The organism is Butyrivibrio hungatei (genome assembly GCF_900101605.1).
Taxonomy (GTDB): Bacteria; Bacillota; Clostridia; order Lachnospirales; family Lachnospiraceae; genus Butyrivibrio; species Butyrivibrio hungatei_B.
This window is the reverse complement of the sequence record NZ_FMUR01000014.1, coordinates 1-25,683: the sequence shown is the minus strand read 5'-3', so window position 1 is coordinate 25,683 and position 25,683 is coordinate 1. Positions and strand designations below refer to the sequence as shown.

General features: G+C 41.2%; 26 protein-coding genes and 1 other RNA gene. 3 read left to right on the top strand and 24 right to left on the bottom strand.

Annotation, left to right across the window (positions count from 1 at the left end; all coding sequences use genetic code 11):
• Positions 1–12 precede the first annotated feature (12 nt).
• Complete coding sequence (locus tag BLP87_RS11440; protein WP_074462785.1) at positions 13–420, top strand: RrF2 family transcriptional regulator; 408 nt, start codon at positions 13–15, stop codon at positions 418–420.
• Between the two features lie 17 nt (positions 421–437).
• An RNA gene (gene ffs, locus BLP87_RS11435) (signal recognition particle sRNA large type) lies at positions 438–646 on the top strand.
• A 5-nt stretch (positions 647–651) separates the two neighbouring features.
• Here the strand turns inward: ffs and BLP87_RS11430 are convergent.
• The 17 genes from BLP87_RS11430 to BLP87_RS11350 all read right to left on the bottom strand — a co-directional run bounded on the left by BLP87_RS11430 (position 652) and on the right by BLP87_RS11350 (position 18,417).
• Positions 652–1,740 (bottom strand): PucR family transcriptional regulator, encoded by a 1,089-nt coding sequence (locus BLP87_RS11430; RefSeq protein ID WP_074462784.1) that lies wholly within the window; start codon positions 1,738–1,740, stop codon positions 652–654.
• 87 nt (positions 1,741–1,827) lie between these two features.
• Entirely contained in the window at positions 1,828–2,937 is a 1,110-nt protein-coding gene (locus BLP87_RS11425; RefSeq protein ID WP_074462783.1) for an ABC transporter ATP-binding protein, read from the bottom strand.
• Between the two features lie 194 nt (positions 2,938–3,131).
• Positions 3,132–3,944 (bottom strand): YesL family protein, encoded by an 813-nt coding sequence (locus BLP87_RS11420; protein WP_074462782.1) that lies wholly within the window; start codon positions 3,942–3,944, stop codon positions 3,132–3,134.
• Positions 3,945–3,947: 3 nt separating this feature from the next.
• Positions 3,948–4,364, bottom strand: a complete 417-nt coding sequence (locus BLP87_RS11415; protein WP_074462846.1) for a GNAT family N-acetyltransferase — start codon at positions 4,362–4,364, stop codon at positions 3,948–3,950.
• Positions 4,365–4,416: 52 nt separating this feature from the next.
• Positions 4,417–5,364, bottom strand: coding sequence for an alpha/beta fold hydrolase (locus tag BLP87_RS11410; RefSeq protein WP_074462781.1), 948 nt, complete (start codon positions 5,362–5,364; stop codon positions 4,417–4,419).
• A gap of 125 nt (positions 5,365–5,489) precedes the next feature.
• The gene (metG, locus tag BLP87_RS11405; protein WP_242871859.1) at positions 5,490–7,523 is read right to left on the bottom strand and encodes a methionine--tRNA ligase; all 2,034 of its coding nucleotides are present in this window, start codon (positions 7,521–7,523) and stop codon (positions 5,490–5,492) included.
• A gap of 23 nt (positions 7,524–7,546) precedes the next feature.
• Complete coding sequence (locus BLP87_RS11400) at positions 7,547–8,422, bottom strand: methionyl aminopeptidase (RefSeq protein ID WP_074462780.1); 876 nt, start codon at positions 8,420–8,422, stop codon at positions 7,547–7,549.
• Between the two features lie 116 nt (positions 8,423–8,538).
• Positions 8,539–9,567 carry a phosphate/phosphite/phosphonate ABC transporter substrate-binding protein gene (locus BLP87_RS11395; protein WP_074462779.1) on the bottom strand — a complete coding sequence of 343 codons (1,029 nt, stop codon included), beginning with the start codon at positions 9,565–9,567 and terminating at the stop codon, positions 8,539–8,541.
• Between the two features lie 130 nt (positions 9,568–9,697).
• Entirely contained in the window at positions 9,698–10,354 is a 657-nt protein-coding gene (gene rpe, locus BLP87_RS11390; protein ID WP_074462778.1) for a ribulose-phosphate 3-epimerase, read from the bottom strand.
• Entirely contained in the window at positions 10,351–11,292 is a 942-nt protein-coding gene (locus BLP87_RS11385) for a transketolase family protein (protein WP_026513993.1), read from the bottom strand. The genes rpe and BLP87_RS11385 overlap by 4 nt, the downstream gene beginning before the upstream one ends.
• Entirely contained in the window at positions 11,289–12,116 is an 828-nt protein-coding gene (locus BLP87_RS11380) for a transketolase (RefSeq protein WP_074462844.1), read from the bottom strand. Before BLP87_RS11380 ends, BLP87_RS11385 begins: the two co-directional genes overlap by 4 nt.
• Positions 12,117–12,221: 105 nt before the next feature.
• Positions 12,222–12,926, bottom strand: a complete 705-nt coding sequence (locus BLP87_RS11375; RefSeq protein ID WP_074462777.1) for an L-ribulose-5-phosphate 4-epimerase — start codon at positions 12,924–12,926, stop codon at positions 12,222–12,224.
• Between the two features lie 24 nt (positions 12,927–12,950).
• Positions 12,951–14,546 (bottom strand): xylulokinase, encoded by a 1,596-nt coding sequence (locus tag BLP87_RS11370; RefSeq protein WP_074462776.1) that lies wholly within the window; start codon positions 14,544–14,546, stop codon positions 12,951–12,953.
• A 38-nt stretch (positions 14,547–14,584) separates the two neighbouring features.
• Positions 14,585–15,406 (bottom strand): DNA-3-methyladenine glycosylase family protein, encoded by an 822-nt coding sequence (locus BLP87_RS11365; RefSeq protein ID WP_074462775.1) that lies wholly within the window; start codon positions 15,404–15,406, stop codon positions 14,585–14,587.
• Entirely contained in the window at positions 15,406–15,849 is a 444-nt protein-coding gene (locus BLP87_RS11360; protein ID WP_074462774.1) for a restriction endonuclease, read from the bottom strand. The genes BLP87_RS11365 and BLP87_RS11360 overlap by 1 nt, the downstream gene beginning before the upstream one ends.
• Before the next feature lie 15 nt (positions 15,850–15,864).
• Positions 15,865–16,944, bottom strand: coding sequence for a PTS sugar transporter subunit IIC (locus BLP87_RS11355; RefSeq protein ID WP_176756642.1), 1,080 nt, complete (start codon positions 16,942–16,944; stop codon positions 15,865–15,867).
• 153 nt (positions 16,945–17,097) lie between these two features.
• On the bottom strand, positions 17,098–18,417 hold the full coding sequence (locus BLP87_RS11350) for a right-handed parallel beta-helix repeat-containing protein (protein WP_074462772.1): 1,320 nt from the start codon (positions 18,415–18,417) through the stop codon (positions 17,098–17,100).
• Positions 18,418–18,695: 278 nt separating this feature from the next.
• On the opposite strand from BLP87_RS11350, the gene BLP87_RS11345 reads away from it, so the two are divergent.
• Positions 18,696–19,295, top strand: a complete 600-nt coding sequence (locus tag BLP87_RS11345) for a hypothetical protein (RefSeq protein WP_074462771.1) — start codon at positions 18,696–18,698, stop codon at positions 19,293–19,295.
• Between the two features lie 145 nt (positions 19,296–19,440).
• Here the strand turns inward: BLP87_RS11345 and BLP87_RS11340 are convergent, their stop codons facing one another.
• The 7 genes from BLP87_RS11340 to BLP87_RS11310 all read right to left on the bottom strand — a co-directional run bounded on the left by BLP87_RS11340 (position 19,441) and on the right by BLP87_RS11310 (position 24,953).
• Complete coding sequence (locus BLP87_RS11340) at positions 19,441–20,406, bottom strand: 4Fe-4S binding protein (protein ID WP_074462770.1); 966 nt, start codon at positions 20,404–20,406, stop codon at positions 19,441–19,443.
• Positions 20,407–20,428: 22 nt separating this feature from the next.
• Entirely contained in the window at positions 20,429–20,866 is a 438-nt protein-coding gene (locus BLP87_RS11335) for a TlpA family protein disulfide reductase (protein ID WP_176756641.1), read from the bottom strand.
• A 218-nt stretch (positions 20,867–21,084) separates the two neighbouring features.
• A complete protein-coding gene (locus BLP87_RS11330; RefSeq protein WP_074462768.1) occupies positions 21,085–22,047 on the bottom strand; it encodes a hypothetical protein in 963 nt (320 codons plus the stop codon).
• A 38-nt stretch (positions 22,048–22,085) separates the two neighbouring features.
• Entirely contained in the window at positions 22,086–23,066 is a 981-nt protein-coding gene (locus BLP87_RS11325) for a lysozyme inhibitor LprI family protein (RefSeq protein ID WP_026668111.1), read from the bottom strand.
• 37 nt (positions 23,067–23,103) lie between these two features.
• Complete coding sequence (locus BLP87_RS11320) at positions 23,104–23,394, bottom strand: hypothetical protein (protein WP_074462767.1); 291 nt, start codon at positions 23,392–23,394, stop codon at positions 23,104–23,106.
• Between the two features lie 121 nt (positions 23,395–23,515).
• Positions 23,516–24,070: a hypothetical protein gene (locus BLP87_RS11315; protein ID WP_074462766.1), complete on the bottom strand. Its 555-nt coding sequence runs from the start codon at positions 24,068–24,070 to the stop codon at positions 23,516–23,518.
• Positions 24,060–24,953 carry a LysR family transcriptional regulator gene (locus tag BLP87_RS11310; RefSeq protein ID WP_074462765.1) on the bottom strand — a complete coding sequence of 298 codons (894 nt, stop codon included), beginning with the start codon at positions 24,951–24,953 and terminating at the stop codon, positions 24,060–24,062. Before BLP87_RS11310 ends, BLP87_RS11315 begins: the two co-directional genes overlap by 11 nt.
• Positions 24,954–25,683: the final 730 nt, after the last annotated feature.

The following is a 25,683-nucleotide window of genomic DNA, read 5'->3' as shown; positions in this document are numbered from 1 at the left end:
AAGGGGTTTTTTATGCGAATATCCACAAAGGGAAGATACGCTTTGAGAGTAATGATCGATCTCGCCAGCTTTGGAAATGGCAGTTTCATTGCGCTTAAAGACATTTCTCAGAGACAAAACATACCGATAAAATATCTGGAACAGATTGTGTCTACTTTAAACAAAGCAGGCTACCTCACCAGTATGCGCGGAAGCAATGGCGGATACCGTCTCTCCAAGAGCCCCGAAGAATATAATGTCGGTACAGTTCTTAGAACCGTTGAAGGAACTCTGACTCCTGTCGAATGTGTCGCCTACGAGAACGGAGTGACCTGCCCCCGTTCCGATTCATGTAACTCTATAAACTTCTGGAAAGGTCTCGATGATGTTGTAAACAAGTATATTGACAGCTTCACTCTTAAGGACCTCATCCAACAATAACAAATTGACATTACGGTCAAAAAAAAGTATAGTAATCAGAGCGGTCTTGTGAAGGGTGCATGTAGCAGTCCTTCTGTACAAGCGTGGGTCTTATGCAATGAAAATCTGCGAACCGTGTCAGGTCGGGAACGAAGCAGCACTAAGCAGAACCTTTCATGTGTTGTAAGGTCGCCTGCGCTACGTCGGAAGTCAACGTGCATGTATCCCTCACAGGACCGCTTTTCTGTAATATCATTCTCTTTCTTTAAGATATTTCATGTAATTAAGAACCATAAGCGCGATCTTAAAAGTAAGCGCATCATCAAATTTCCTGACATCAAGTCCACAGCTCTTTTCAAGCTTCTCAATTCTGTACACAAGCGTGTTCCTATGTACAAAGAGCTGTCTCGAAGTTTCCGACACATTGAGGTTATTTTCAAAAAACTTTGCTATCGTATTCAAAGTCTCTTCATCAAGATTGCTCGGAATTTCCTTATCCTCAAAGATCTCATCGATAAACATCCTGCAAAGGCTCTCCGGAAGCTGATAGATAAGTCTTCCGATTCCAAGTGTATTGTATCCGTTCGCCCTGCACTCAGCATTGAATATCCTTCCGACTTCAAGTGCCATCTTTGCTTCTTTGAACGATTTGCTGAGGTCTCTGATTTCTTCAACTATGGTTCCGTACGCCACTCTCACATTTAAAAGAGCTTCTGTACTCATCATATCCACAATTGTCGTGGCCACTTGGTTAATATCATCATATGACTCATTTTTCCCGAGTGACTTTACGATGATAATACTGTTCTCATCTACCGCTGTTACATAGTCACCGGACGTTGGCGAAAACATACTTGTCAAAAGTTCTCTTGCGCCATTATCTTTTGTTCGTCCCGTTTCAACAAGAATTATGGTTCTTGGCGCAGTCACTTCAATCTTAAGTTTTCTTGCCCTGTTGTAAACATCAATCATCAGCATATTATCAAGAAGCAGATTCTGGAAAAAATTATTCCGATCAAATCTTTCTTTATATGCAAGAACAAGCGCCTGAAGCTGACTCACTGCAATCTTTCCTACCATGTATGCCTGCTCATTGTCGCCTTTTGAAAGCAGAATATACAACGGATCTCCCTCGTCCATAACCTTAAAAAGATGTATATCGCCTATAACCTGCGAATCAACAGGAGACGCTGCAAAACTTGTAATTATGGAAATATCTGAAAATCCAAGTTCACTTGTAGATGCCACAACCTCTCCGCCTAAATCCATAACACATAATTCTACTTTGGTTATGGCTCCGAGTTCACTTATACTTCCTTTTATGGTCTGTGTTGAAATCATGCTTTCTCCTTTCAAAAGAAACTACCTTAAGTATATCACAAAAGGAGCCATGCGTTTGCATGGCTCCTCAATAGACTAAACTCAATATTAGTTTGTGATTGTCTCTTCTGTCTCTTTATCGAAGATGTGAATCTTCTCAACATCAAATGCGAACTTAACCTTGTCGCCGGGTCTTGCTGTTGTACGAGCATCAACTCTTGCAGTAATAGGGAACTGATCAAGATCGAAGTACAGATAAACTTCTGCACCAAGAAGCTCGTATACGTTGATTGTTGACTCAAATACAGCCTTAGATGTGCTAACAACTACTTCTGAATCATCAACATCCTCAGGACGGATACCGAATGTTACAGTCTTTCCTGCGTAACCACCCTCGATAACCTTCTTAGCCTTTGCAGGAGGAAGCTCGATAAGCTGATCTGCTACTCTGAGGCTTGCTGTGTCACCTGAAACAACAACTTCAGCATCGATGAAGTTCATCTGAGGTGATCCCATGAATCCTGCAACAAAGAGGTTAGCGGGCTTCTCATAGAGGTTCTGAGGTGTATCAACCTGCTGGATAAGACCGTCCTTCATAACTACGATTCTTGTACCAAGAGTCATAGCCTCTGTCTGGTCATGTGTAACGTAGATGATTGTTGTGCCAAGTCTCTGGTGAAGCTTAGCAATCTCAGTTCTCATCTGTACACGAAGCTTAGCATCAAGGTTTGAAAGAGGCTCGTCCATAAGGAATACCTTAGGATTACGAACGATAGCACGTCCCATAGCAACACGCTGTCTCTGTCCACCGGAAAGAGCCTTGGGCTTACGATCGAGAAGCTTTTCAAGATCGAGGATCTTAGCTGCCTCTTTAACCATCTTCTCTATTTCAGGCTTCGGAACCTTTCTGAGCTTAAGTCCGAATGCCATGTTATCAAATACTGTCATGTGAGGATACAGAGCGTAGTTCTGGAATACCATCGCAATATCTCTGTCCTTGGGCTCAACATCATTAACTACTCTGTCACCGATCTTAAGAGTACCTGATGTGATATCCTCAAGTCCTGCAATCATACGAAGAGTTGTTGACTTTCCGCATCCTGAAGGTCCTACGAAAATAATGAATTCTTTATCCTCAATCTGAAGGTTGAAATTCTTAACAGCCTCAAATTTGTTGGGATATACTTTGCAAACATTTTCAAGTGATAAACTTGCCATAACCTTTATTTCCTCCTAACTCATCACATAGCTTATGATAGAATTCAGTATATCTTTGACAAGCTTTATTTACTATTCACTAATTTCACAAATATTTTATTATTCATTAGCCAATGTGCTAATTGACTCAAAAATGCTTTTCCAATTCCGTAATGTTGACGAATAATCTCAACTATCTATATGCAACTTGCTAATTATTCACCTTTTTTCTCTTCATCAAGATCATCAAGCTTCCTGATAGCCGCGTTCATCTCCTCTTCTTCGGAAACCTCATCCTCTTGTGGCTCAAATCTCTTGAAAGTAGGATTGTAGAGCATTGCGCAGAGGTATGCGGGGCCTGCTATTCCCACAAGCACATATATAGGAATGAATTTCATGTCAAAGAAGTATGCAAGCAAAAGCGGAAGCAATGAAACAAATGCCATACCTAGCGATCTGGGAAGTGCTACTATCGTCAATATAAATGCGTTCTTTACCGTCTTTACCACAGTATTTTCAAATTTTGAAAGAAGCGGGAAAATATATAGTCCCACCATGTACAAAAAGACGAACATCGCAAATACTACATATCTGTACAATCCGCCTCTGCTTCTGAGAATAAGGAAATCAAGAATAAGCATTCCGCCTACAAAAAACTTTATCACCTGGAGAATTATTCCCTGTCTAAAGTTTTCCTTGAAAGACTTAAAGAACGACTTAGTCACATAGCTGTCTTCTTCTCTTACCATCTTAAGGACAACGTAATGCATGGCAGTGCAGGCGGGACCGCATATTGCAGATAACGGGATTCCTATTATCCAGGCCCACATCACGGCTGCGACAAAAATATCATAGCTAAACTGGCCTCCTTCAGTCATAAGTGGAGAAACAGCCGGTCCCAAGATCAAAACCTGTTCTATGATCAGCGGAACCGCAAATATCAGCGTTAATACATTGAGCCACATTACATCGGCAAGTCTTGTAAGTCCAGCCACAAAAGGGCTGTCTAAACTAAAAAATTTTCCCATTCGTCATAACCTCAATTCCATCGGTGTGAATTTTATTCCGTCGGCAACCATTTCTTTATGCGTGTCTCTAAATCCCAGTCTGTGATAAAAATCGATCGCATACGGTGATGCATTGACTGTAAGTTTGTCTATTCCCTCTTCAGTCAAAACATAATCAGAAACAAATTTAATAAGGGCACTACCAATCCCATTGTAATGGTAGTCCCCATCAACAAACAACAATGATATATGTGATCTTTCCCTTATCGTGAGCATTCCGAGGCATTTATTGTCATATGCCGCCACAAACAGCTGATAATGCCCTGCCACAAACATTTTGTGAAGATTTTTATCCGTCACAAAATTACGAAAATTACTTATACCCTCTGCTGAATAATCAGGGGCGTCGAACCTGGCAAATGTTTTCCACGCAAGTTTCATCGCCCCATCCCAATCAGAATTATAAGCACATCTTACGACTACTCTTGATGTATCAATTATCACCGCTCAACACTTTCTTGATCCAATCCAACTGGTCAGCAAATACTTTTTCTCTTCCGATCTCCTGTTGAAGCTCATGGCGGAATCCATCATAAATCTTTATATCAACATTCTTCATCTGTAACTGAAGCCTGTATATATCAAACAGTCTCTTAAGAGCCTCTCCGTAACTGCACACAGGATCTTCGCTTCCGCCTGTTATAAGAACGGGCAGATTCTTTGGAATATCCTCCATCCTGTCCTCATCCTGTATTCTCTTTAAGAGTTCCGCCATAGTCTTAAATCCATTCAGTGTAAAGATAAAGTTACATGCCGGATCAGCGATATATTTTTTTATACTCTCTTCGTTATGTGATAACCAGTCAAAAGGTGTTGCGGGCTTCTCGATTTTCCTCAGATATCCCTTGAATGCCATATCGTTGATCATCTTCGAACGATGCTTCTCGCCGAAAAAGAACTGCAAAATAGATATCCAGAAATTCATCGCTCCGAGCGTACCTCTTGTCGTATACGCTGTTCCCTGAATTATCGCACCTTTTATTCCTGTTCCGTATCGTGTCATATATTCTCTGGCTATAAATGAGCCAAAGCTGTGACCGAGGATAAATACCGGTACTCCCGGAAATTCTTCCTGTGTCATCTTTTTTAATCTATGCGCATCGCGCACCAATACCGTTGCGGGATCATTCTTGCAAAAATATCCGTAGATACTGCCTGGCGGAGTGACCGACTTACCATGTCCCAGATTATCATTTCCAATGACCATTATGCCGTTTTCTGCCATAAAACGTGCAAATTCGTCATAGCGGTCGATGTATTCCTGCATCCCATGAATAACCTGGAGAATTGCAATCGGCTGTCCATCGGGAATCCATCTTACTGCGTTAAGCATGGTCTGCCTGTCTCGTGATTTGTAAGTCAGTTCCTCTTTACGTACCATAAGAAATCCCTCCCAACACATATTTGTTCGGGTTATATAATCAAAATGCGTATCATGTGTATATACGCATTTCCGATTATTTAACTCCTATATAATATATGATAACACGAATTGCATATAAATTATCAACAGATTTCAGCTCCGGAAGGCATTGATTTTTCGGGAGTCATAAGAGCAAGATTGCCCTCTGCATCTTCCGCACAAAGAAGCATTCCTTCAGAAACAACACCGGCAAGTTTTGCAGGCTTTAAGTTCACAAGAACCATTACCTTCTTTCCTACCATTTCTTCCGGTGAATAATACTTTCTGATACCTGATACGATCTGCTTCACCTGGCTTCCGATCTTAACCTGAGAGCACAGAAGCTTTTTGGATTTTGCAACCGCCTCACACTTTATGATCTCACCAACCTGGAACTGCATAGCACCAAACTGCTCATATGATATTTCTTCCTTTGCGGGAATATCTATAACTGCTTCTTCAGCTTCATCGCTTGTCTTTGCGGGAAGCGGAGCAAGCCCTGCCTTTGCGAGATTCTCGGCAGCCTTCCTCTGGGCTTCTTCATATTCAGCCTTCTGCTTCTTTGTTATCTCTGCAGCTTTTTCAAGGACATCTTTGAGATCCTTACGTGCAAAGAGCATTTCAGGATTTTCCACTACCTTAGTTCCGCTCTTGTATAATCCAAACTTGCCGAGAGTATCAAAATCTCTCTCTGCCGCATTGATCTGTTCTCTGATCTTAACGGCTGTCTCAGGCATAAACGGATCAAGAAGAGCCGCACCTATTGAAATAGACTCTACAAGGTTATACAGAACAGTTGAAAGTCTGTCTTTCTTGCTCTCATCTTTTCCAAGGATCCATGGCTCAGTCTCATCTATATATTTGTTGCATCTCTTAAAGAGTGTGAATATCTCTGTGAGTGCATCAGCAACACGAAGCTCGTCCATCTTCGCTTCAACTTTTTCATAGCAGCCTGTGACAACTGCCTTAAGATCGTCGTCAACAGCCTCTTTTACACCCTTATCTTCCAATACTCCGCCGAGATACTTGTTACTCATTGCGATAGTACGGTTAACAAGGTTTCCGAGTGTATTTGCAAGATCTGAATTAAATCTCTCAACGAGAAGATCCCATGTGATAACACCGTCATTCTCAAAAGGCATTTCATGAAGCACGAAATATCTTACAGGATCTACTCCGAATAAGCTTACAAGGTCATCAGCATAAATAACGTTTCCTTTAGACTTACTCATCTTCTCTCCGCCCTGCAAAAGCCATGGATGTCCGAAAACCTGCTTAGGAAGAGGCTCTCCGAGCGCCATAAGGAAAATGGGCCAATAGATTGTATGGAAACGAATAATATCTTTTCCGATAAGATGAAGATCTGCAGGCCACCATTTCTTGTACTCTTCCGAGCTGTTGCCCTCAGCATCGTATCCTATACCTGTTATATAGTTTGTAAGCGCATCGAGCCATACATATACTACATGCTTATCGTCAAAGTCTACAGGGATTCCCCACTTAAACGATGTTCTTGATACGCACAGATCCTGAAGTCCCGGAAGAAGGAAGTTATTCATCATCTCATTCTTTCTGGAAACAGGCTGAATAAACTCAGGATGTGTGTTTATATAATCAATAAGTTTATCCGCATATTTGCTCATCTTGAAGAAATATGCCTCTTCTTCTGCGGGATGAACCGGACCTCCGCACTCGGGGCACTTTCCGTCAACAAGCTGTCCCTCTGTATAGAACGCTTCACACTCTGTACAGTACATTCCCTTGTAAGATCCCTTGTAGATATCTCCCTGATTGTAGAATCTCTTAAAGATCTTCTGAACCTGCTTAACGTGGTCCTCATCCGTTGTGCGGATAAATCTGTCATAGGATGTATCCATAAGGTTCCAAAGTCCTTTGATGGTATCTGATACTCCGTCAACAAACTCTTTTGGAGAACTGCATCCTGCTTCAATTGCTCTTGTCTCTATTTTCTGACCATGTTCATCGGATCCTGTCTGAAAATGGACATCGAATCCGTCTCTTCTCTTATATCTTGCTATAGCATCTGCAAGAACGATCTCATAGCTGTTTCCGATATGAGGCTTACCTGATGTATACGCAATCGCTGTAGTTATATAATATTTTCCCTTATTCTGCATTCCATTCATTCCTTCCTGATATATTACCAACAGAGTAGCTCATACCCGGTCTCGGTCACAAGAAGTTCCACTTCCCACTGTGCCGAAGGCTTTAAATCTGCTGTGTAAACTGTCCAACCGTTTTCTTCATCGCAAAAGATTTCATCTGTTCCCATGTTTACCATAGGTTCTATTGTAAATACCATTCCCGGAACCATTATCATACCGGTTCCAGGTCTGCTGACATAGCTTACAAAAGGTTCTTCGTGAAATTCTTTTCCGCAGCCGTGTCCGCCTATCTCTTTTACGACAGTATATCCGTTATCGAGAGCGTGCTGATGCACAGCATGTCCCATGTCTCCAATAGGTGTCCATGGGATTACCGCTTTAAGTCCCACTTCAAGACACTCTTTGGTCACATCTACAAGTCTCTTCTTTTCCGGGGATACATTTCCTATACAGAACATTCGTGAAGAATCAGAAAAATATCCGTCAAGAATTGTCGAACAGTCAACGTTTATGATATCTCCGTCCTGTAAGATCACATCTTCAGACGGGATTCCATGGCAGACCTCTTCATTTATCGAAGTGCATACACTCTTGGGAAATCCCTCGTAATTAAGATCAGCCGGGATTCCTCCCATTTTTATTGTCGTGTTATATACAATGTCGTCAATTTCCTGAGTTGTCATTCCCGCACGTATCTTATCACCGATTTCATCGAGCACAGCCATATTTATAACCGCACTCTTTTTGATTCCTTCAATATCTTTTTCTGTCTTAAGCAGGTCTCTTGTCGGGATTCTGAAACCTTTATGTTCAAGTTGAATAAGCTTGTCATCAAATGCAGCGTGACACGCTTTATATTTTTTTCCGCTTCCGCACCAACACGGATCGTTCCTCTCAAGTCTTTTATACATTCTATGCCTTCTTACCTCTCTTAATTTAACAAATATAGTATGCCTTTTCGCCTCCCAAATGTCAATTAACGCCACAGACACTTATACCTTTCCGTGTCTGTGGCGTCACATCCTTATTATTTCAAATTATTAACTTCTCTGGCCGCTCTTATAGGTTCGTAATCTTCAGGATCCGCTTCCACGTATCCTTCATGTTTGTAAAAAGACAGCGCTTCCTTTCCTTCCTCTGTGTTGCCGATATTAATAAATGTATTTTTTATGGCTTCTTTAAGCGATTCATTCATTACCTGCGTTGTCCTGCTAACGCAGACCGTGTCATTATAAATTCCGCTTGTAACACCTATTACAGCAGTCTCGTCCCAGATATTAAAAGGTCTTCCGTATTCCGCCCTCCATTTGTCTTCAAAATCCCGTCTTGCATCCGCATATATGCATATAACATCCAGTGATTCCGACGCAAGGCCCTCAAAAGCCGTACTGTAGGTATCTAATTCCGTCACATATTTAAGATTTGTGATTTTCTTATTATATTTCTCTTTTAACCAAAGAGATGGATATAAATATCCGGCGGGTGATGTGGAGTTCATTACGCCCCATCTTAACATGTTGAGTTCTTCCCATGTAAGAGGCTCACCGTTATTTACTTTTTCCGCCATGGCCTGACCTCTTACCGATGGCCCCGCCAATATCAATGCTCTGTAATATGTTACCGTTTTGTCCGTCGGCGAAGTGGGTGTATTATCATTCCACACTCTCGGCTCATCACTTTCAATCGACAGGCCTTTTCTAAGCGCCGTCAGAATAACATCGCAATACTCCTCATATAATACATACGTTGCTCCCGGAACAAAACCTATATCAACTTCTCCGATTGCAAGTTTTCGGCCTATCATCTCATACGATGAACCAACTTCTATCTCTACATCTCTGACATAATAGCCCTGTTTTATCATCTCGCTTTTAAATAATTTTTTTATCTCATCACTTTTACTTAGTATTTCTTCCTCATCTACTGATTTTACAAATCCAATGGTAAGTCTTTGAACAGATTTTTCTGCTCTTTGCGATGGCGATGCACAGCTACAACCCATTAACATTGTTATACACAAAAGAACAGCAACAGCTAACGAAGTATATTTCCTCATAACGCCTCCACACCATGACACAACACACGGTATTTTTGGAAAAAAAGGCTCATGCGCTATGCACATGAGCCACTTGCAGCTTATACTGAAATTGTATTTTATTTATGTTTTCTTGTCAATGTGTAGTCTGTTATTCCGATAATTTATTCCTAAATTTAATAATATTTTCAGAAATATCGCCTTTAAAAATACCTGAACCGGATACTATCACATTCGCACCAGCCTCCAATATTTCCTCTACATTATCGATGTAAACTCCACCGTCTACTTGAATATCAACATCAAGTTTTCTTTCATCAATGAGCTTTCTTAGCATCCTGACCTTATCAAGAGTTTCAGGAATCAGCTTCTGTCCGCCAAATCCCGGCTCAACCGTCATGACAAGCACCATCTCAACTTTTTCAAGATACGGAAAAACAGCTTCAATAGGTGTCCCCGGCTTAATTGCTATACCGGCTTTTTTTCCGTATTTATGTATCTCGTCAATGACTGCCGCAGGATTATCGGTAGCCTCCTGATGGAAAGTTATGGAATCCGCCCCTACATCCACAAAATCCTTTATGTAACGTATCGGGTCGATTATCATCAAATGTACGTCAAAAAGCTTATCGGTTATCCCTCTTATACTCTTAACTATAGGCATTCCGTAAGAGATAGAAGGAACAAACATTCCATCCATGACATCAATATGTATGTAGTGGGTGCCAGCCTTATCGACTTCTTCGATCTGCGATCCCAGTCGTGTAAAATCTGCTGACAGAATTGAAGAACTCAATATATTCATTATTTAAGAAATTCCTTTACTGAAGCATATACTCCATCTGCATCAAGACCATACTTGTGTACAAGTTCACCTGCTGTTCCCGACTCACCATACTTATCCTGCATTCCAAGCTTCTTAACAGGTGTAGGTGCACTCTCTGAAAGAGCATCGCTTACTGCGCTTCCGAGTCCGCCGATAACGGAATGCTCTTCAACGGTTACAACCTTTCCTGTCTTCTTTGCCGAAGCGATAACAAGCTCTTTATCAAGAGGTTTGATTGTACAGATATTGATAACCTCAGCGGAGATTCCGTCTGCAGCAAGCTTCTCAGCCGCTCCTATAGCTGAATCAACGCAGATACCGGTTGCAATAATAGTTACGTCTGTACCTTCTTTGATCACAGAACCTTTACCGATCTCAAATTTGTAGTCAGGTCTGTCGTTAATGATACTGCATGCCGCACGTCCGAATCTGATGTAAACAGGTCCTTCGTGCTCAAGAGCTGCGCGAACGCAAGCCTTTGCTTCAATATCATCTGCGGGACACATAACAACCATTCCGGGGATAACGCTCATAAGAGCAAAATCCTCATTACACTGATGGCTGGCTCCGTCCTCACCTACTGTGATTCCGGCGTGTGTTCCGCCAATCTTTACATTAAGATGGGGATATCCCACTGAGTTACGTACCTGCTCAAATGCACGTCCTGCAGCAAACATTGCAAAAGAACTTACAAAAGGAATTTTTCCTGTTGTCGCAAGTCCTGCTGCGATTCCCATCATGTTACACTCTGCGATACCGCAATCTATATGTCTCTCAGGAAATTTCTTCTGAAAAACAGCAGTCTTGGTTGATGCTGCAAGATCCGCATCCAAAACTACAAGATTTGGAAACTCATCACCAAGCTCCGCAAGAGCATTACCATAACTTTCTCTTGTTGCAATCTTCTTTACTTCGCTCATAGTGCCGCACCTATCCTTTCCAATTCTTCCATAGCCTGTTTGAACTCGTCGTCGTTAGGAGCTTTTCCGTGCCATCCGGCCTGGTTCTCCATGAATGAAACGCCTTTTCCTTTAACAGTGTGCGCTATGATCGCTGTGGGCATACCCTTTGTCTTCTTAGCCTCTTCGAAAGCTGCCTTGATCTCATCAAAGTTATGTCCGTCTATATTGATAACGTGGAAATTAAATGCTTCAAATTTCTTGTCGATAGGATAAGGTGAACATACCTTATCTACAGGTCCGTCAATCTGAAGACCGTTGTTGTCAACTATAACAACCAGATTGTCAAGTTTGCGGAATCCTGCAAACATAGCAGCTTCCCATACCTGACCTTCCTGAAGCTCACCGTCACCAAGAAGTGTATATACTCTGAAATCTTTTTTATCAAGCTTAGCAGAAAGAGCCATTCCGCAAGCTGCCGAGATACCCTGTCCGAGTGATCCGCTTGACATATCAAGTCCCGGAAGGTACTGCATGCTAGGATGTCCCTGAAGTCTTGAACCGAGCTTACGAAGCGTTGTCAGTTCCTCTTTAGGGAAATAACCTTTCTCTGCCATTACTGAATAAAGTCCCGGTGCGCAATGTCCCTTTGAAAGAACAAAACGATCTCTGTCGGGATCTGAAACGTTCTTGGGATCCACATTCATTTCCTCGAAATACAGATATGTAAAAATATCTGTTGAAGATAAAGATCCGCCCGGATGTCCTGCTCCGGCTGCGTGAAGTGCCGTTATTATACTTTTTCTGACTTCATTAGCCGTTTTTTGTAGTTCCTGATTGGTCATAGCCATATTGAATTATTTCCTTTCCGTAATATTCAAAGACAAACTGTATTTTCAATTTATCACATGCCGCAAAGTTAGTCTACATCACAGTTTGTCTAAGTTTTATCATTCTTCCGTTTTCTGCCCATAATAGGCATTTGCACCATGTTTTCTAAAATAATGCTTATCTTGAAGGTCTGACGAAATAACATCTATTTTAGGATTCAAGATCTCACTCCTAAATGCCATCTTCGCAACTTCCTCTTCAACAGCCGCATTGTGAACCGCATTAGCCGCATCTTTTCCCCATGTAAACACTCCGTGATTCTGGCAAAGAACTCCCGGAACCGCCATAGGGTCAATGCCGAGGCGCTTAAATTCCTCTGCTATCGCAATTCCCGTATTTTTCTCGTAATCTGCCTCAATCTCTTCCTTGGTAAGTGCTCTTACACAGGGAATCTCTCCGTAGAAATAGTCTGCATGCGTTGTTCCGTAGCAGGGAATTCCTCTTCCGGCCTGTGCCCAGCTCGTAGCATAAGATGAATGTGTATGCACCACGCCGCCTATCTCTTCAAAAGCCTTGTAAAGCTCAAGATGTGTAGGTGTGTCCGACGAAGGTGAAAGTTTTCCCTCAACCTTGTTTCCGTCAAGATCCATAACCACCATGTCATCCGGAGTCATCTTGTCGTACTCGACTCCGCTGGGCTTTATTACAAAGAGCCCTTTTTCTCTGTCAATCGCACTGACATTTCCCCACGTAAACAGAACAAGTCCATACTTAGGAAGAAGCATATTTGCTTCATATACTTTCTTTTTAAGTTCTTCTAACATTTCTATACCCCGCCATTTATACTTTTATCTGAGCGCCTCAACCGCTGCCTTCTCTACAGCAAGTCCCGCCGAATAATTCTTGATGAATTCATCAAAGCCCTTAACGTCTTTTTCTTCAGGCTCGCATGTCTCCACACTTACATTGGTGAATACTTTATCGCTAAGATACTTCTCAAGACTCTCGCCGTCCTGTTTCTGCATCATGTATCCCGCAAGTATAGCCTGTCCCCAAGGGCCGCCTTCACCCGCAGTCTCCATAAGCTTTATAGTAGTTCCGAGAGCGGCAGCCATAACTTTGTCACCAACTCCCCTTACTTTGAAGAATCCACCCTGTCCAAAGAAGAAATCAACTTTAACTTTTTCCTCTTTTATAAGAATGTCATTTCCAAGTTTAAGCGCGCCGAGTGCTGTATAAAGATGTGTTCTCATGAAATTTGAAAGATTAAATTTATCATCGGGTTTTCTGACAAAAAGAGGTCTTCCTTCGTTAAATCCCGTAATACTTTCGCCTGAGAAATAGTTGTATGCAAGAAGCCCTCCGCAATCGGAATCTCCCTCCATCGCTTTTCTGTAAAGTCCTCCGTAGAGCTCGTCGTCGCTGATATCCTGTCCGAATGTTTTTGCAAACTCTCTGAAAAGAGATACCCACGCGTTCAGATCGGATGTACAGTTGTTGCAATGAACCATGGCAACCTGCTCGCCTGACGGTGTTGTAACTATATCAAGCTCGGGATATGCCTTTGAAAGGTCATGCTCAAGTACAACCATTGAAAATACAGATGTTCCCGCAGAAATATTTCCCGTTCTCTTTGCAACAGAATTTGTCGCAACCATACCTGTTCCCGCATCTCCTTCAGGAGGACATACAGGCACGCCTTCTTTAAGCGTTCCTTCCGGATCAAGGAAAAGAGCTCCTTCTTTTGTAAGCGAACCTGCTCGCTCGCCTGCACAGAGCGCCTTGGGAAGGATGTCACGAATCTTGATCCCCGCACTCTTTACCTCAGGAAGAGCGTCAAAAGTATCAAGCATTTCCGCATTATAATCGCAGGTCTTGGAATCTATCGGGAACATACCCGAAGCATCACCGACGCCAAGAACCTTCTCTCCTGTAAGTAAGAGATGAATGTAACCTGCAAGTGTTGTAAAGAAAGCAACCTTTCCCACATGCTCTTCCTTGTTAAGAATTGCCTGATAAAGGTGTGCGATACTCCATCTCTGCGGAATGTGGAATCCAAGAGCCTCCGTAAGTTTCTCAGAAGCCTCTTCGGTTATGGTATTTCTCCAGGTTCTGAACGGAACAAGAAGATTTCCGTCCTTATCGAAAGCCATGTAGCCGTGCATCATGGCTGAAACTCCCATAGCTCCAACTGTTGTAAGGTCCTCGCCGTATTTGTTCTTTACGTCCTCTTTGAGGCCTTTGTAGCACGCTCTCACACCTTCTTTGATGTCATCAAGTCCATACGTCCAGATTCCGTCAACCAGTTTGTTCTCCCAGCTGAATGAACCCGATGCAAGAGAATTGTACTCCTTGTCCGTAAGAACTGCCTTGATTCTGGTAGAGCCAAACTCTATGCCCAGAAATGTACTGCCTTCGGCAATTACCTTTTTTGCGTCACTCATAACTCCTTCTCCTTTTATTGTATTTTTGTAACCCTTTATTAAATAAGCCCGTCGTTTCTGGAATAATAGAACAGATACTGCTGCATTATCCCGTTATACGGAGCATATTTATCAAAATTAAACCCGTTTGGATACTTAAGCTCAAGAACCCTGTTTATCCAAACATCTTTTGGAAAAGCGTCAAGTCTGTGATACCCAAATAATATCTCACAGTTTGCCACTTTAACCCCAACGCCGAACAACCCCAAAAGTCCGGTCATCAGTTCCTCATCAGAGGCGTCACCCCATTTATCAAGGCTTACCGCGCCGCTTGCAACATCAAGCGCAGCCTGCCTTACGTATTTATCCCTGTAGCCGAGGCTGCAGGAAGCAAGTTTTTCATCTGACAAACCCGCCAGTTCTTCAGGTGTAGGAAAAGCATAGACCGCTCTCCCTTCACTGTCTGTCCCGATTTTCCTTGATACCGCCGCGCATAGCTTTTCAATCGAAGCTTTTATCGCCGGAATATTTTTTCTCTGCGATATGATAAAAGAAATGAGCATCTCCCACGGATCTTGTCTCAAAATCCTGATTCCCTTACCAAATTCCGCGGCGCGGTACAAATAATCATCTTCATCCTTGTCTATTCTGCCCCGGATCTCTCTGTAATCAAGACCCAAGTCAAAATAATTCTTCCAGAAATTCTCATATTCATCGGGACTGCAATCAAGCTCATACTCAAACTCACCGCTTTTTTTGATAAAAAGGTGTCTTGAAGAAGCCGTAACTTCATATCCGTCACCATGCTCGTTAAACCTGAAGCACTGCCCGCTGTCTGCTATTTTTTTCAGATCAAAATCATCAAATATTTCTATCTTCATTATGTTTTATCCATACTGTCGAGATACCCTCTGTCCCACAACATAATGTTAAGTTTCTGCGCAAGTTCCACTGCAGGCTGCGTGAAATACTGATTGGTCATAACCACTCCGACCATCCTGCCGTAGTAATCTCTGCCCGCATATATCTCCTGAACCGCTTTAACTCCAATCGGTTTGTCATAGCACTTGCACTGAACCGCATAGGTTATCCCATCTTTTTCGGCAAGAATGTCGGCACCGAAATCTCCGCTTCCTTTTGTCACAGTTGCTTCGGAAAATCCATTTGTTTTAAGAAGATCGGCGCAATAATACTCAAAATCATGCCCTTCCATTTCATCCATCGGAAGTGGCTTCATCCTGTATTTCTTAATATAGCTTACGATGAAAACCGCAACTGCGATTATCGCAATTCCCACCGCCAAATATATATAAATTTTCACCATAGGAATCTCCGCTTATTAAAGCTTCAAATCTCCCTCTTTCACCCATCCGAGCTTAACAACTCCCGCATGAACGACAGGTGCGATAACTGCGGGAAGCACGAATGAGATCAGTATCAGTCCGGCCCAGTCAAATCCGGTTATTGCAGCTTTTGCGCCGTCTGCAACATCCTGAACCCATCCCGTATATACTCCGATCTGTCCGACAAATCCGCATGTACCCATTCCCGACGAAACAGGTGCTCCATTCATCTTAAGCTTGAACAGACATGTCGCAAGAGGCCCTGTGATAGCCGATGTTACAATCGGTGCGATCCATACTCTCGGATTTTTGATGATATTACCCATCTGGAGCATTGATGTTCCGATACCCTGTGAAACTAGTCCGCCCCATTTATTCTCTTTAAAAGAGATCACGGCAAAGCCGACCATCTGAGCACAACATCCCGCTACAGCCGCGCCGCCCGCAAGTCCTGTAAGACCGAGCGCCGCACATATGGCTGCCGAAGAAATAGGAAGTGTAAGTGCGATTCCTACCGTTACGGATACAAGTATTCCCATGAGGAACGGCTGAAGTTCCGTTGCCCACATGATAAGATTTCCGAATGCCATTGCAGCTTTTCCCAAAGCAGGAGCTATGAGCCACGAGAAGAAAACTCCGACACCTATTGTCACAAGAGGTGTTACCAGGATATCCACCTTTGTCTCTTTTGAAACTGCTTTACCAAACTCTGCCGCAAGTATTGCAACAAACAAAACTGCAAGAGGACCGCCCGCTCCGCCAAGTGCATTTGCGGCAAATCCTACCGTTATCATTGAAAAAAGAACAAGTGGCGGGCAATGAAGCGCATATCCTATTGCCACCGCCATCGCCGGACCGCTCATTGCAGATGCAAGCCCGCCCACAGTATATTCCGTATCTGAAACTGTCGCTACAGTCTGCATAAGGAACGGAATATTAAACTGTTTACCAAATGTATTGATGATCGTTCCTATGAGCAGCGAACAAAAAAGTCCCTGTGCCATAGCTCCCAGAGCGTCAATACCGTAACGCTTCAGAGAAATTTCAATGTCTTTTTTCTTCAGAAAATCTTTCACTTTTCCATCTCCTCCGCTATATATATAGCATTTAAAATCATTGCTATATATTTTACCATAATCACCATATGGTTAAAATATCGGAAGAATCATATATTTTTGCACAAAATACCCCCGCTGATTTAAAGCGGGGGTAATATTATTATAAACGATTTATTTATTTTTAACTACTGTTTTTGCGGATCCGTAACCTGAAAGGTCACTGTATGTTACTACTGTTGCTTTTCCTTCTTCTCTGTCTGCAGAGCCGAACTCGACTTTTACTTCTTTAGCACCTTTGAATTCCTGGTTTGAAAGGTTGTCTGAAACATCATTTCCACGACTCTTATCCTTACAAGCCTCTTCGTACGCATCAGCCTTATTCTCTGCAATAAGAAGGTTCTTCTGGAACTTATTTGAAGAATCACATGCGAACTGGACAAGGAAGCATGCACCCTTCGTATTGTATATTGTATTATTTGTGATCACGCAGTTCTTTGCAGCGCCGGTCTTCTTTGCGTCATAACCGCCAATGCTTATTCCTGCCAAGCCACTGTTTACAATTGTGTTGTTATTTACTCTGATATTATCAACCACAACACCCTTGTGCTCTGTTGCTATCTCAATACCAAGATCACAGTTTTCGACATAGTTATCATAAACATCTATGTCTTTTCCTCCGTCTACATATATACCGTCTGCACAAGCGTCGTCATATGTGACATTTTCTTTTGAGGAAATATTATAAACCACATTATTAAAGATTTTTCCGGCTCTCGCCCTATCTCTGTCATCCTTTGTCGACTTCTCAAAGCCAATTGCATCAATACCGATGTTGTCACAGTCATGTACTTTGTTATTTGAAATCTCAAATCCTTCAACATTTCCGTTAACTACAACTGCTTCACTGTTTCCAAGGCGCAGGCCGTACACCTCACAATCTGTGATAGTAATGTTTTTAGTAGGTTCCTTAAGACTTCCGTCTACAAGAATACCATGTGCATTATAATCATCTGAATGTTTTGAATACTTACATCCCATATCATGAATCTCACATCCCTTAATTGTAACGTTCTGTGAGCCTTCATCTACGCATATACCCTTTGGAGCTACGCTTCCCGAAGGTTTGTTTAATGTAAACCCTCTGATTTCAAGGTTTTCAATAGTTACATCCGATGCGCATACATAGATCATTGAATCATCACTTGATGTAGGAGTAATCTTCGCTCCTTCAAGCACTGCGCCATCTTCACCTACAATCGTTATCCCGTCAGTCTCTACACTGATCTGTTCCTTGTATTCCCCTTTAGGAATAATAATCGTATCCCCTTCATTCGCCTTCTCAATAGCGTCTTCAATAGTTTTAGCCCCTTGCGAACCAACGCGGATAGTTTCCTTTGCATTCACGGGAACAGTCCCCAAGTCACCGTAGAGTGTCAGACATGCAATGAATGTACATGATGCAACTACTTTAAGAATATCTTTCATCTGCATTTCTTTTCTGTTCTCTCCTTTTCTTTTCTTTGTTGGTTGATGTATATATTATAACGGCCTCATGAGAATACTTTACCACACTTCAGTAAAAAAGTGAAGAGTTTTCTTAACATTTTTAACTTTTTCTTTGAATTGGCAGAATAGTGTGTTTTCACGCTGTTTTGCCATAGTATCTCCCGTCTTTTATCAAGTTCTGCATATTTATATTTCATAAATCGTTTACATTTGTAACTTTTTGTGTTAAAGTACTTCTGTTGTCAAAGGGAGGAAACTTACTCATGAAAAAGAGAGTATTGGCACTATGCTTAGCAATTTCTTTATCGGCGATCGGTATGGCTTGCGGAAGCAGCTCCGAGCCGGAAACGGTCGAGGTCGCAGATCCTTCGGAATATGTAACACAAAATGATACAAGTAAAGATATTGCACCTGTTTCCGATGAAGCCCCTATGGACTCCACCGAAAGCGCAAATAACGATAATATTGATGAAGGTACGGACGATTCTTCAGGCAGCAAAGCATCCGACTTTGATTGCTCGGTATTTACCGCAGCAAATTATTCCGAAGTATGTGAATATGCCAAGAAGATTAAAGATCTTACAATTGCAGAAGACTGGAATGCAATCGGTGATATGATCTGCTATCCGGTAAAGAACCGTAACGGCAAAGTTATAAAGTCAAAAGAAGATTTTGTTAAATATGCTTCAGATACGGGCTTTGATAAATCTTATATCGATTCACTCAGCAAATGGTCTGTGGATGAAATATGGTTTGACAGCCATGGGGCCTGCGTTGATGACGGAAATATATGGTTCGAGGATTGTGATTCCGACGATACCGAATTTAAGATCTGTTCTTTCTTTGCGCTATCATCACAATAAGTCAACGATATTTTTTTCATATATATTAAAAATCAGCAGCCGTAAATCTTGGGCTGCTGATTTTATTTTACAAAGTTAATCCCCTTAAATAACTCCATCACTTTATTATCATTAGACCTACTTTTCTCATTTCTCCTCCAAAAACTCATCCTATTCCCATACATTCGTAGCACAAGCGGATCGCCTTGCTCTTTATATCATGGAACCCTTTGCTGTTTAGCCCGACAACAATAAGAATCACCGCAAGCACTATAAAAACTGCCTGCAATGGCATCTTCTTCCTGTCAATTCTTCGTATACCTATATATATTGCATCTACGGGACAGTGCTGCATGCACTCACCGCACTGTATACACTCTCTGTCACAGACTTTTTTTACATCCATCTTACAATTTCTTACGCACGCATCACAATGAATGCATTTTGCTTCATCAACCTGCACTCCGAAGAATGAAACCGGTTGAAAAAAAGAATATATCGCACCAAGCGGACATATAAACCTGCAAAAGCCGCGATAGGCAAATATGCAGATTGTAATAATTGTTAATAATAGCACGACTTTCCAGCCAAATAAAATTCCGATAAGAGAACGCAATTTCTTTTGCATAAATGTAAGTGGAATCCCCGCCTCGAGCGTGCCTGCAGGGCATATATATTTACAAAAACCGGGCGCTGAATAAAATATGGGAATCATGACTGCAAATAGAACAAGCAAAACATATTTTATACAGGTAAGCCCTCGCGTGGTCTTACTCTTTTTAAGTTTGGGCGTAGGTATCTTGTGTAAAAATTCCTGAATCATCCCAAACGGACACAAAAAGCCGCATATGAATCTTCCGAGAAATAATCCCATAAGCAAGAGCGTTCCAAGGATGTAGTAGGGAAATTTATATCTCGAAGAGACAAGAGCAGTCTGAAAGCTCCCAAGCGGACACGAAGCAATCGCTCCGGGGCAGGAATAACAATTCAGCCCCGGAACGCAAACTCCCTTGCTGCCACCTTTCCAGATCGTTCCGGTCGCAAAGCCCTTCACGTTACAGTTATATAAAACGGCTGTAATCAGCTGCACATAGCGTCTTGAAAACTTCTTTAAATGCTCTCCAACTTTCATGTGCCCCTCATTTCTTATCACGTCAGTTCATGCACGCATCAATTGCGCCCTTGTACTCTTTATACTGAGTATCAGCATCCTGTGCTCCAAGGAATATCTTTTCTATAACGCCGTTTTTAATAATAAGAGTGTAAGGAATACCTTCTGAGGGATATTTTGCCCCGATAGTTCCGTCTTCATCATAAGCAATCGGGAACGTGAATCCATGATTTTCCACAAGTGCATCGACAGTTGTTTTGTCTTCCTCACAGTTTACACACAGAATCGAAAGATTTGAATACTCATCTTTCTTAAGCATATCAAAAGCAGGCATCTCTCGCATGCAAGGGCCGCACCATGATGCAAAGAAATTGAGGATAACGACATCATCCTTGTGATCTGACATTTTAAACTCAGATCCGTCAACGAGCGTTGCTGTAAAATCAGGAGCCGCATCGCCTTCTTTCAATTCTCCCGCCATTTGCATATCCGAATCGTCCTGATCATCAAGACCGCTTTCATCTTCTGTATTTTCAGGTACCGCATCATAAGAGCCGGCTTCAATACTTGTTTCATTCTCTGCAGACTCTTGCTCACTCGCAGCACCGCAAGCAGTTAAAGATGATAAACAAATACTAATTGCAAAAACAAAACCAAATAACTTTTTGTATTTACTAATTATTTCGATCCTCCTTTACTTTATCCTACATGCAGATTGTTTTCAAACAGATCCTGTTCGTTCACTCCGTTACTGGAATAAAAAACTCCATTTTCATCAGGCTCAAATGGAAGATATCCCAAGAATTCACCACTCTTTGAATTAAATCCCATAACGTTCTGCTTTATTTCACATGGATAAATTGTTTCTCCGGCCTTGGCAGTTTTAGGCGCATCTCCCGATTCATCTGTAAATGTAACATCTTTTTTCAATATCAGACCGCCGTCAGATCCAGTAATAATGGACCGAAGCTTTTCAGTCTTTTCTTCCGTTGCAAATCCGTCATCACCATATGTATAGTTCTTAGTGCCGATCCAGCTTCCAAAAATATCGTATCTCTTTGCAAGTACTATCTTATCAGCATAAATGCAATAAGTTGAAGAATCTGTTTTCTCATCGTAATTACTATCTACTCTCATATAATCATCAAGCTTATCGAGCTCTTTCATAGAACCATTGTCCCACTTATAAAGCGTTACTGTTCCGTAGTATGCATCTCCATAGTTTTCCAATATAAGATAATCCGCGCCGGTTTTATGGACAAATAACGCATCTGCGCCTCCGAACACAATATCGCCATCTGCATAAATCTCAACATCTATAACCTGCTCATTTATTTTCATCTTGCAGGTTGTATCTTTAAACTCAAAAAGAAGTGTATCCTGCTTGCCATCATTTCCGAGGTCTACTTCTTTCTTTTCATTCTCTTTTAATTGTTCGTAGTAGAATTCACTGTCATTAACAGAGCTATCTGTTGTATCTGCTACTGAATCCGCCTCCGATGATGCACCCGTAGCATCGGATGTTTCCACTTCGGATACTTCCGCTGTGCTCTCTTCTTGCTGTTCACCAATGCCAAGATTGCTCATATCGATCGGAGTACATCCGACAAAAAACATCGATACAAGCGGAATTGCCATACATACCAATTTACTCTTTTTCATTTTTTCTCCCTTTCTCCCTTAGGTGTGTTGGTTTTTTCTTACAATGCGGTGGGGAACTTTAATTCCGTTCCCTTAGGAATCACCTTATTTACCGACTTGGTAATACTAAGCGTAGCTCCATCCCATCCATAGGTAATCTTACCTTCAATACCTGATTGTGCCTTAAACTCAATTGTTGTATCGTTGATAAGCGGGTCGTACGCAAGCTGCCCTACTTCTTTTCCGTCTACAACTACTGTTATCGCAATTGAACCGCCTTCCATTCCTTCAGATATATCAAGCATACCGTTATCGCTCACATATGCATTATCCATGAAATATCTTTTTGGCAATTCGTAATTATCACCTTTTATGTCAGAAAGAGTCTTTGCCAGCATATAACAACGATTCTTCAAAAATCTTGCATCCAATTCACAATTTTGCATAGGCACCCATGAGCCTTCCTCATATTCAAGGACATCGTAACAACGATCAAAGTCAGCTTTCCATTTTTTCTGTTCAGCCTGAATCTCTTCTTTTTTTGATGCATCGGCTTCTTCAAGAGCTCTTTTCAAAAGACTGTCAAGTTCAAGTTCCCATGTATACGGCTCAGCCCCGCTTACAGCGTTCATCTCCATCTGACTGATATCTGCGTCGAAATGATATCCGTTATAGTAATTTGCAATCTTTTCTATTCCCTCTATTTCTTCAGCAATTGATTTACTGTTCTTTATTACTTCATCAACCTTAGATTTTACAATTTCCTCATCATACTGCGATTCATCATAGTCTGCTTCGACCTCTTCTTCCTCGCCCATAATCTCTTTCCAGTTCTCTTCCCACTCATCTATAGGAACCAGGGATGCATCTTCCGTTGAAGCCTCCGGCGTTGTATATTCTGCAGAAGCATCTGCTGAGATCACTTCTTTTCCGATTGATTCAGCCGGACTTACAGCTGCGTTTGAAGCCCCTGCTCCGCAGCCCGTTACCGTCATGCATATACACGACAATATTGATGCCGATAAATATTTTTTCGTCATGATATTACTCCTATGTTGATTGTGTGTGTTAGTTCTGTTAGTACAGTATAATTGCTAATACCGCTTTTGTCAAAATTATTTGCAAACAAAAGAGCCCTACGCGGATTTCAAAGCTAATTTCAACATTAACTCTTTTGGGAAGCGTTCTATCAACGTGGATTATTCTTTTAAAGACCACAAATGGCTCAATCCCTTTCGGAATGGAGCCATCATCTATAGGGCCATTTATGAATAACATGAACACTTTCCAAGGTATGACTAAGGATCTTATCATTAGAACCGCGATTGTAACTATTGTTACAGGGATTTCAAAAATATTTCTTTCCATACTGCGCGCATCTAATAATTATTTTTTATAATCAAAACCCGCCTATATTTATATGACTCTTCCTTTTTATGTTGACAATTAAGTCTAACTTCTTTAAGATATGAATCAAGAAATGGGTTTTTTACTGAGTAAAATCTTCGGATTGGAAAAGGTTGCTCGTTTCTTTTTTTATATTCATAATGTCATAAAGATATTTTTTGCCATCCTTTGCATGCCTAAAAATCATAGCTGCATGATACACATTATATCTTTCAACTTCACCATCATTTCCAAATATCGGTAACGCAAACCTTGATTCATACTTATACCAGCCATACAATGCATCTTTTTGATGCTTTATTTTTGAATTTTCTGTAAATGCCACATTCGTAGCTGTATTAATAAGTTCAGGTAAGCCTTGTGCTGCATTAGCTTTAGCTTTTTCATTAGCTCCCTTTAAAATAATTGTATATTCGGAATGCGCATATTCATCCGGAAGATCAGGACCAATAAAAACTATTTCATTTGAATCGGCTATAGTATAGAAATCTCCGACATAACTTCTCAGATATTCTTCTACATCGTCCCATTTTATTCCACGTTTCCCTTTGAAAATAATGTCATTTATCACAACAATGTTGTTTCCATTAGCATCCCTTATTACAAAAACATTTCTTTTTCTACTACTATTCCCCATAATTCTCTGTATCGCTCATAATAATTTCAGCCAAAGCTTTTATTGCTTTGTTCTGTTTTTTATCCTTATGTATTAAAACCTGTGAATACACAGGAAAATCTGCTCCCTTCCATGTAAGACGTTTGAGTTTGCCTATTTTCATTTCATTTTCCGAAGTAATATCCGGTATAAACGCTACGCCTAATCCGTTGATTGCAAATTGTTTCAATATTTCTTTACTGCTTGTTTCCAGAACTATGTTCGGAGAGATTTCATGCCTATCAAGATCAGATATCAACATATGTCTAAAATTACAGTTATGCCCAGTCAATAAAAGCGGAACATTCTTTAGATCTTTTTCTCGAATAGTTTTATCTGCAACAGGATTTGTTGGTGATGCGTAAAAGCCCAGACTTTCCCGTTTCTTATGCAGAATTTTAACCCTTTCATCCTCAATTAGCGGGTTTAGAGTATATACCATATCAAGCTCTCCCTTCTGAAGAAGCTCGGGAATATCATCATGTGTAACAAACTGTATCCTAATTTCTGTTCGTGGATTATTCTTGGTATACTCCATCAAAATTCGTGGGAATCTACTTACACAAAGAGACTCAGACACGCCCAATTTCAATACGCCTGCAGGATTATTTTCATCTGTTACATCAAGACGAATTTCTCTCTCTAACTGAAGCATCTTCTCTGCATATGCTATTAGTCGATCTCCCGATGAGGTAATTGAAATAGTTTTTCCGAGACGCTCAAACAACACACATCCCAGTTCATCCTCCAACTGCTTAATCTGCGTTGTAACAGTAGATTGCGCATACCCCAGGCTACTTGCCGCCGCAGAAAAACTTTTCATTTCTGATATTTTCAAAAAAGTACTTAACTGTGTAATTGTCATACTCAATCTCCATATTAAATAATTTACGAGAATATATACTCCTTGACACATATGATACTTCGTTATAATGTAGCATCATAGAAATGTGGTTTTGTGCCGTACGGTTTAATACCTATGCGGGGTACTACGTTTCTTTTTTTATGTCTATTACATGATTGTTTCAATCTGAATTATTCTTTGTCCTTTTTCATTTATTACTATTGATGTCATACACTTCCAATCATTCAATATTTTTGAATTATATAATTATTTATTTCAATTTTACTGATATTAAATCCAATGATATTATACGGTCATATCCAATTAAGCACAAGGAGGTTTTCTTATGAATGAACTATGTAAAATAATGCTAGATTTGCAAAGTAAGTGCAACGCTCTCGTTGCGCTTACTTTGACCCTAAGCTCCCGTGAATTTATACCAAGGATTCGGTATAAACTCATCTGACTAATCATCGCAAAGCCTTGTGCTTACTGGCTTTGCAACTACAAAATATTGTATCAAAAGTGCCCAGTTTGCTTGCGATTCCTCTTTATCCTTGGTATAATTATACCAAGGAGGTAATTACCATGGAACTGAAAATCAATGAGCCTTGGATCACCAGCAAAGTCAGATGTCAGAACGGTTACGCTTATATCGACAAGCCTTTTTGGAACGCTGAAAAACAGTGCGCTGACCATAAGCGAGAATACATCGGTAAGTATGATGGCAAAGTCTTTACTCCAAACAAGA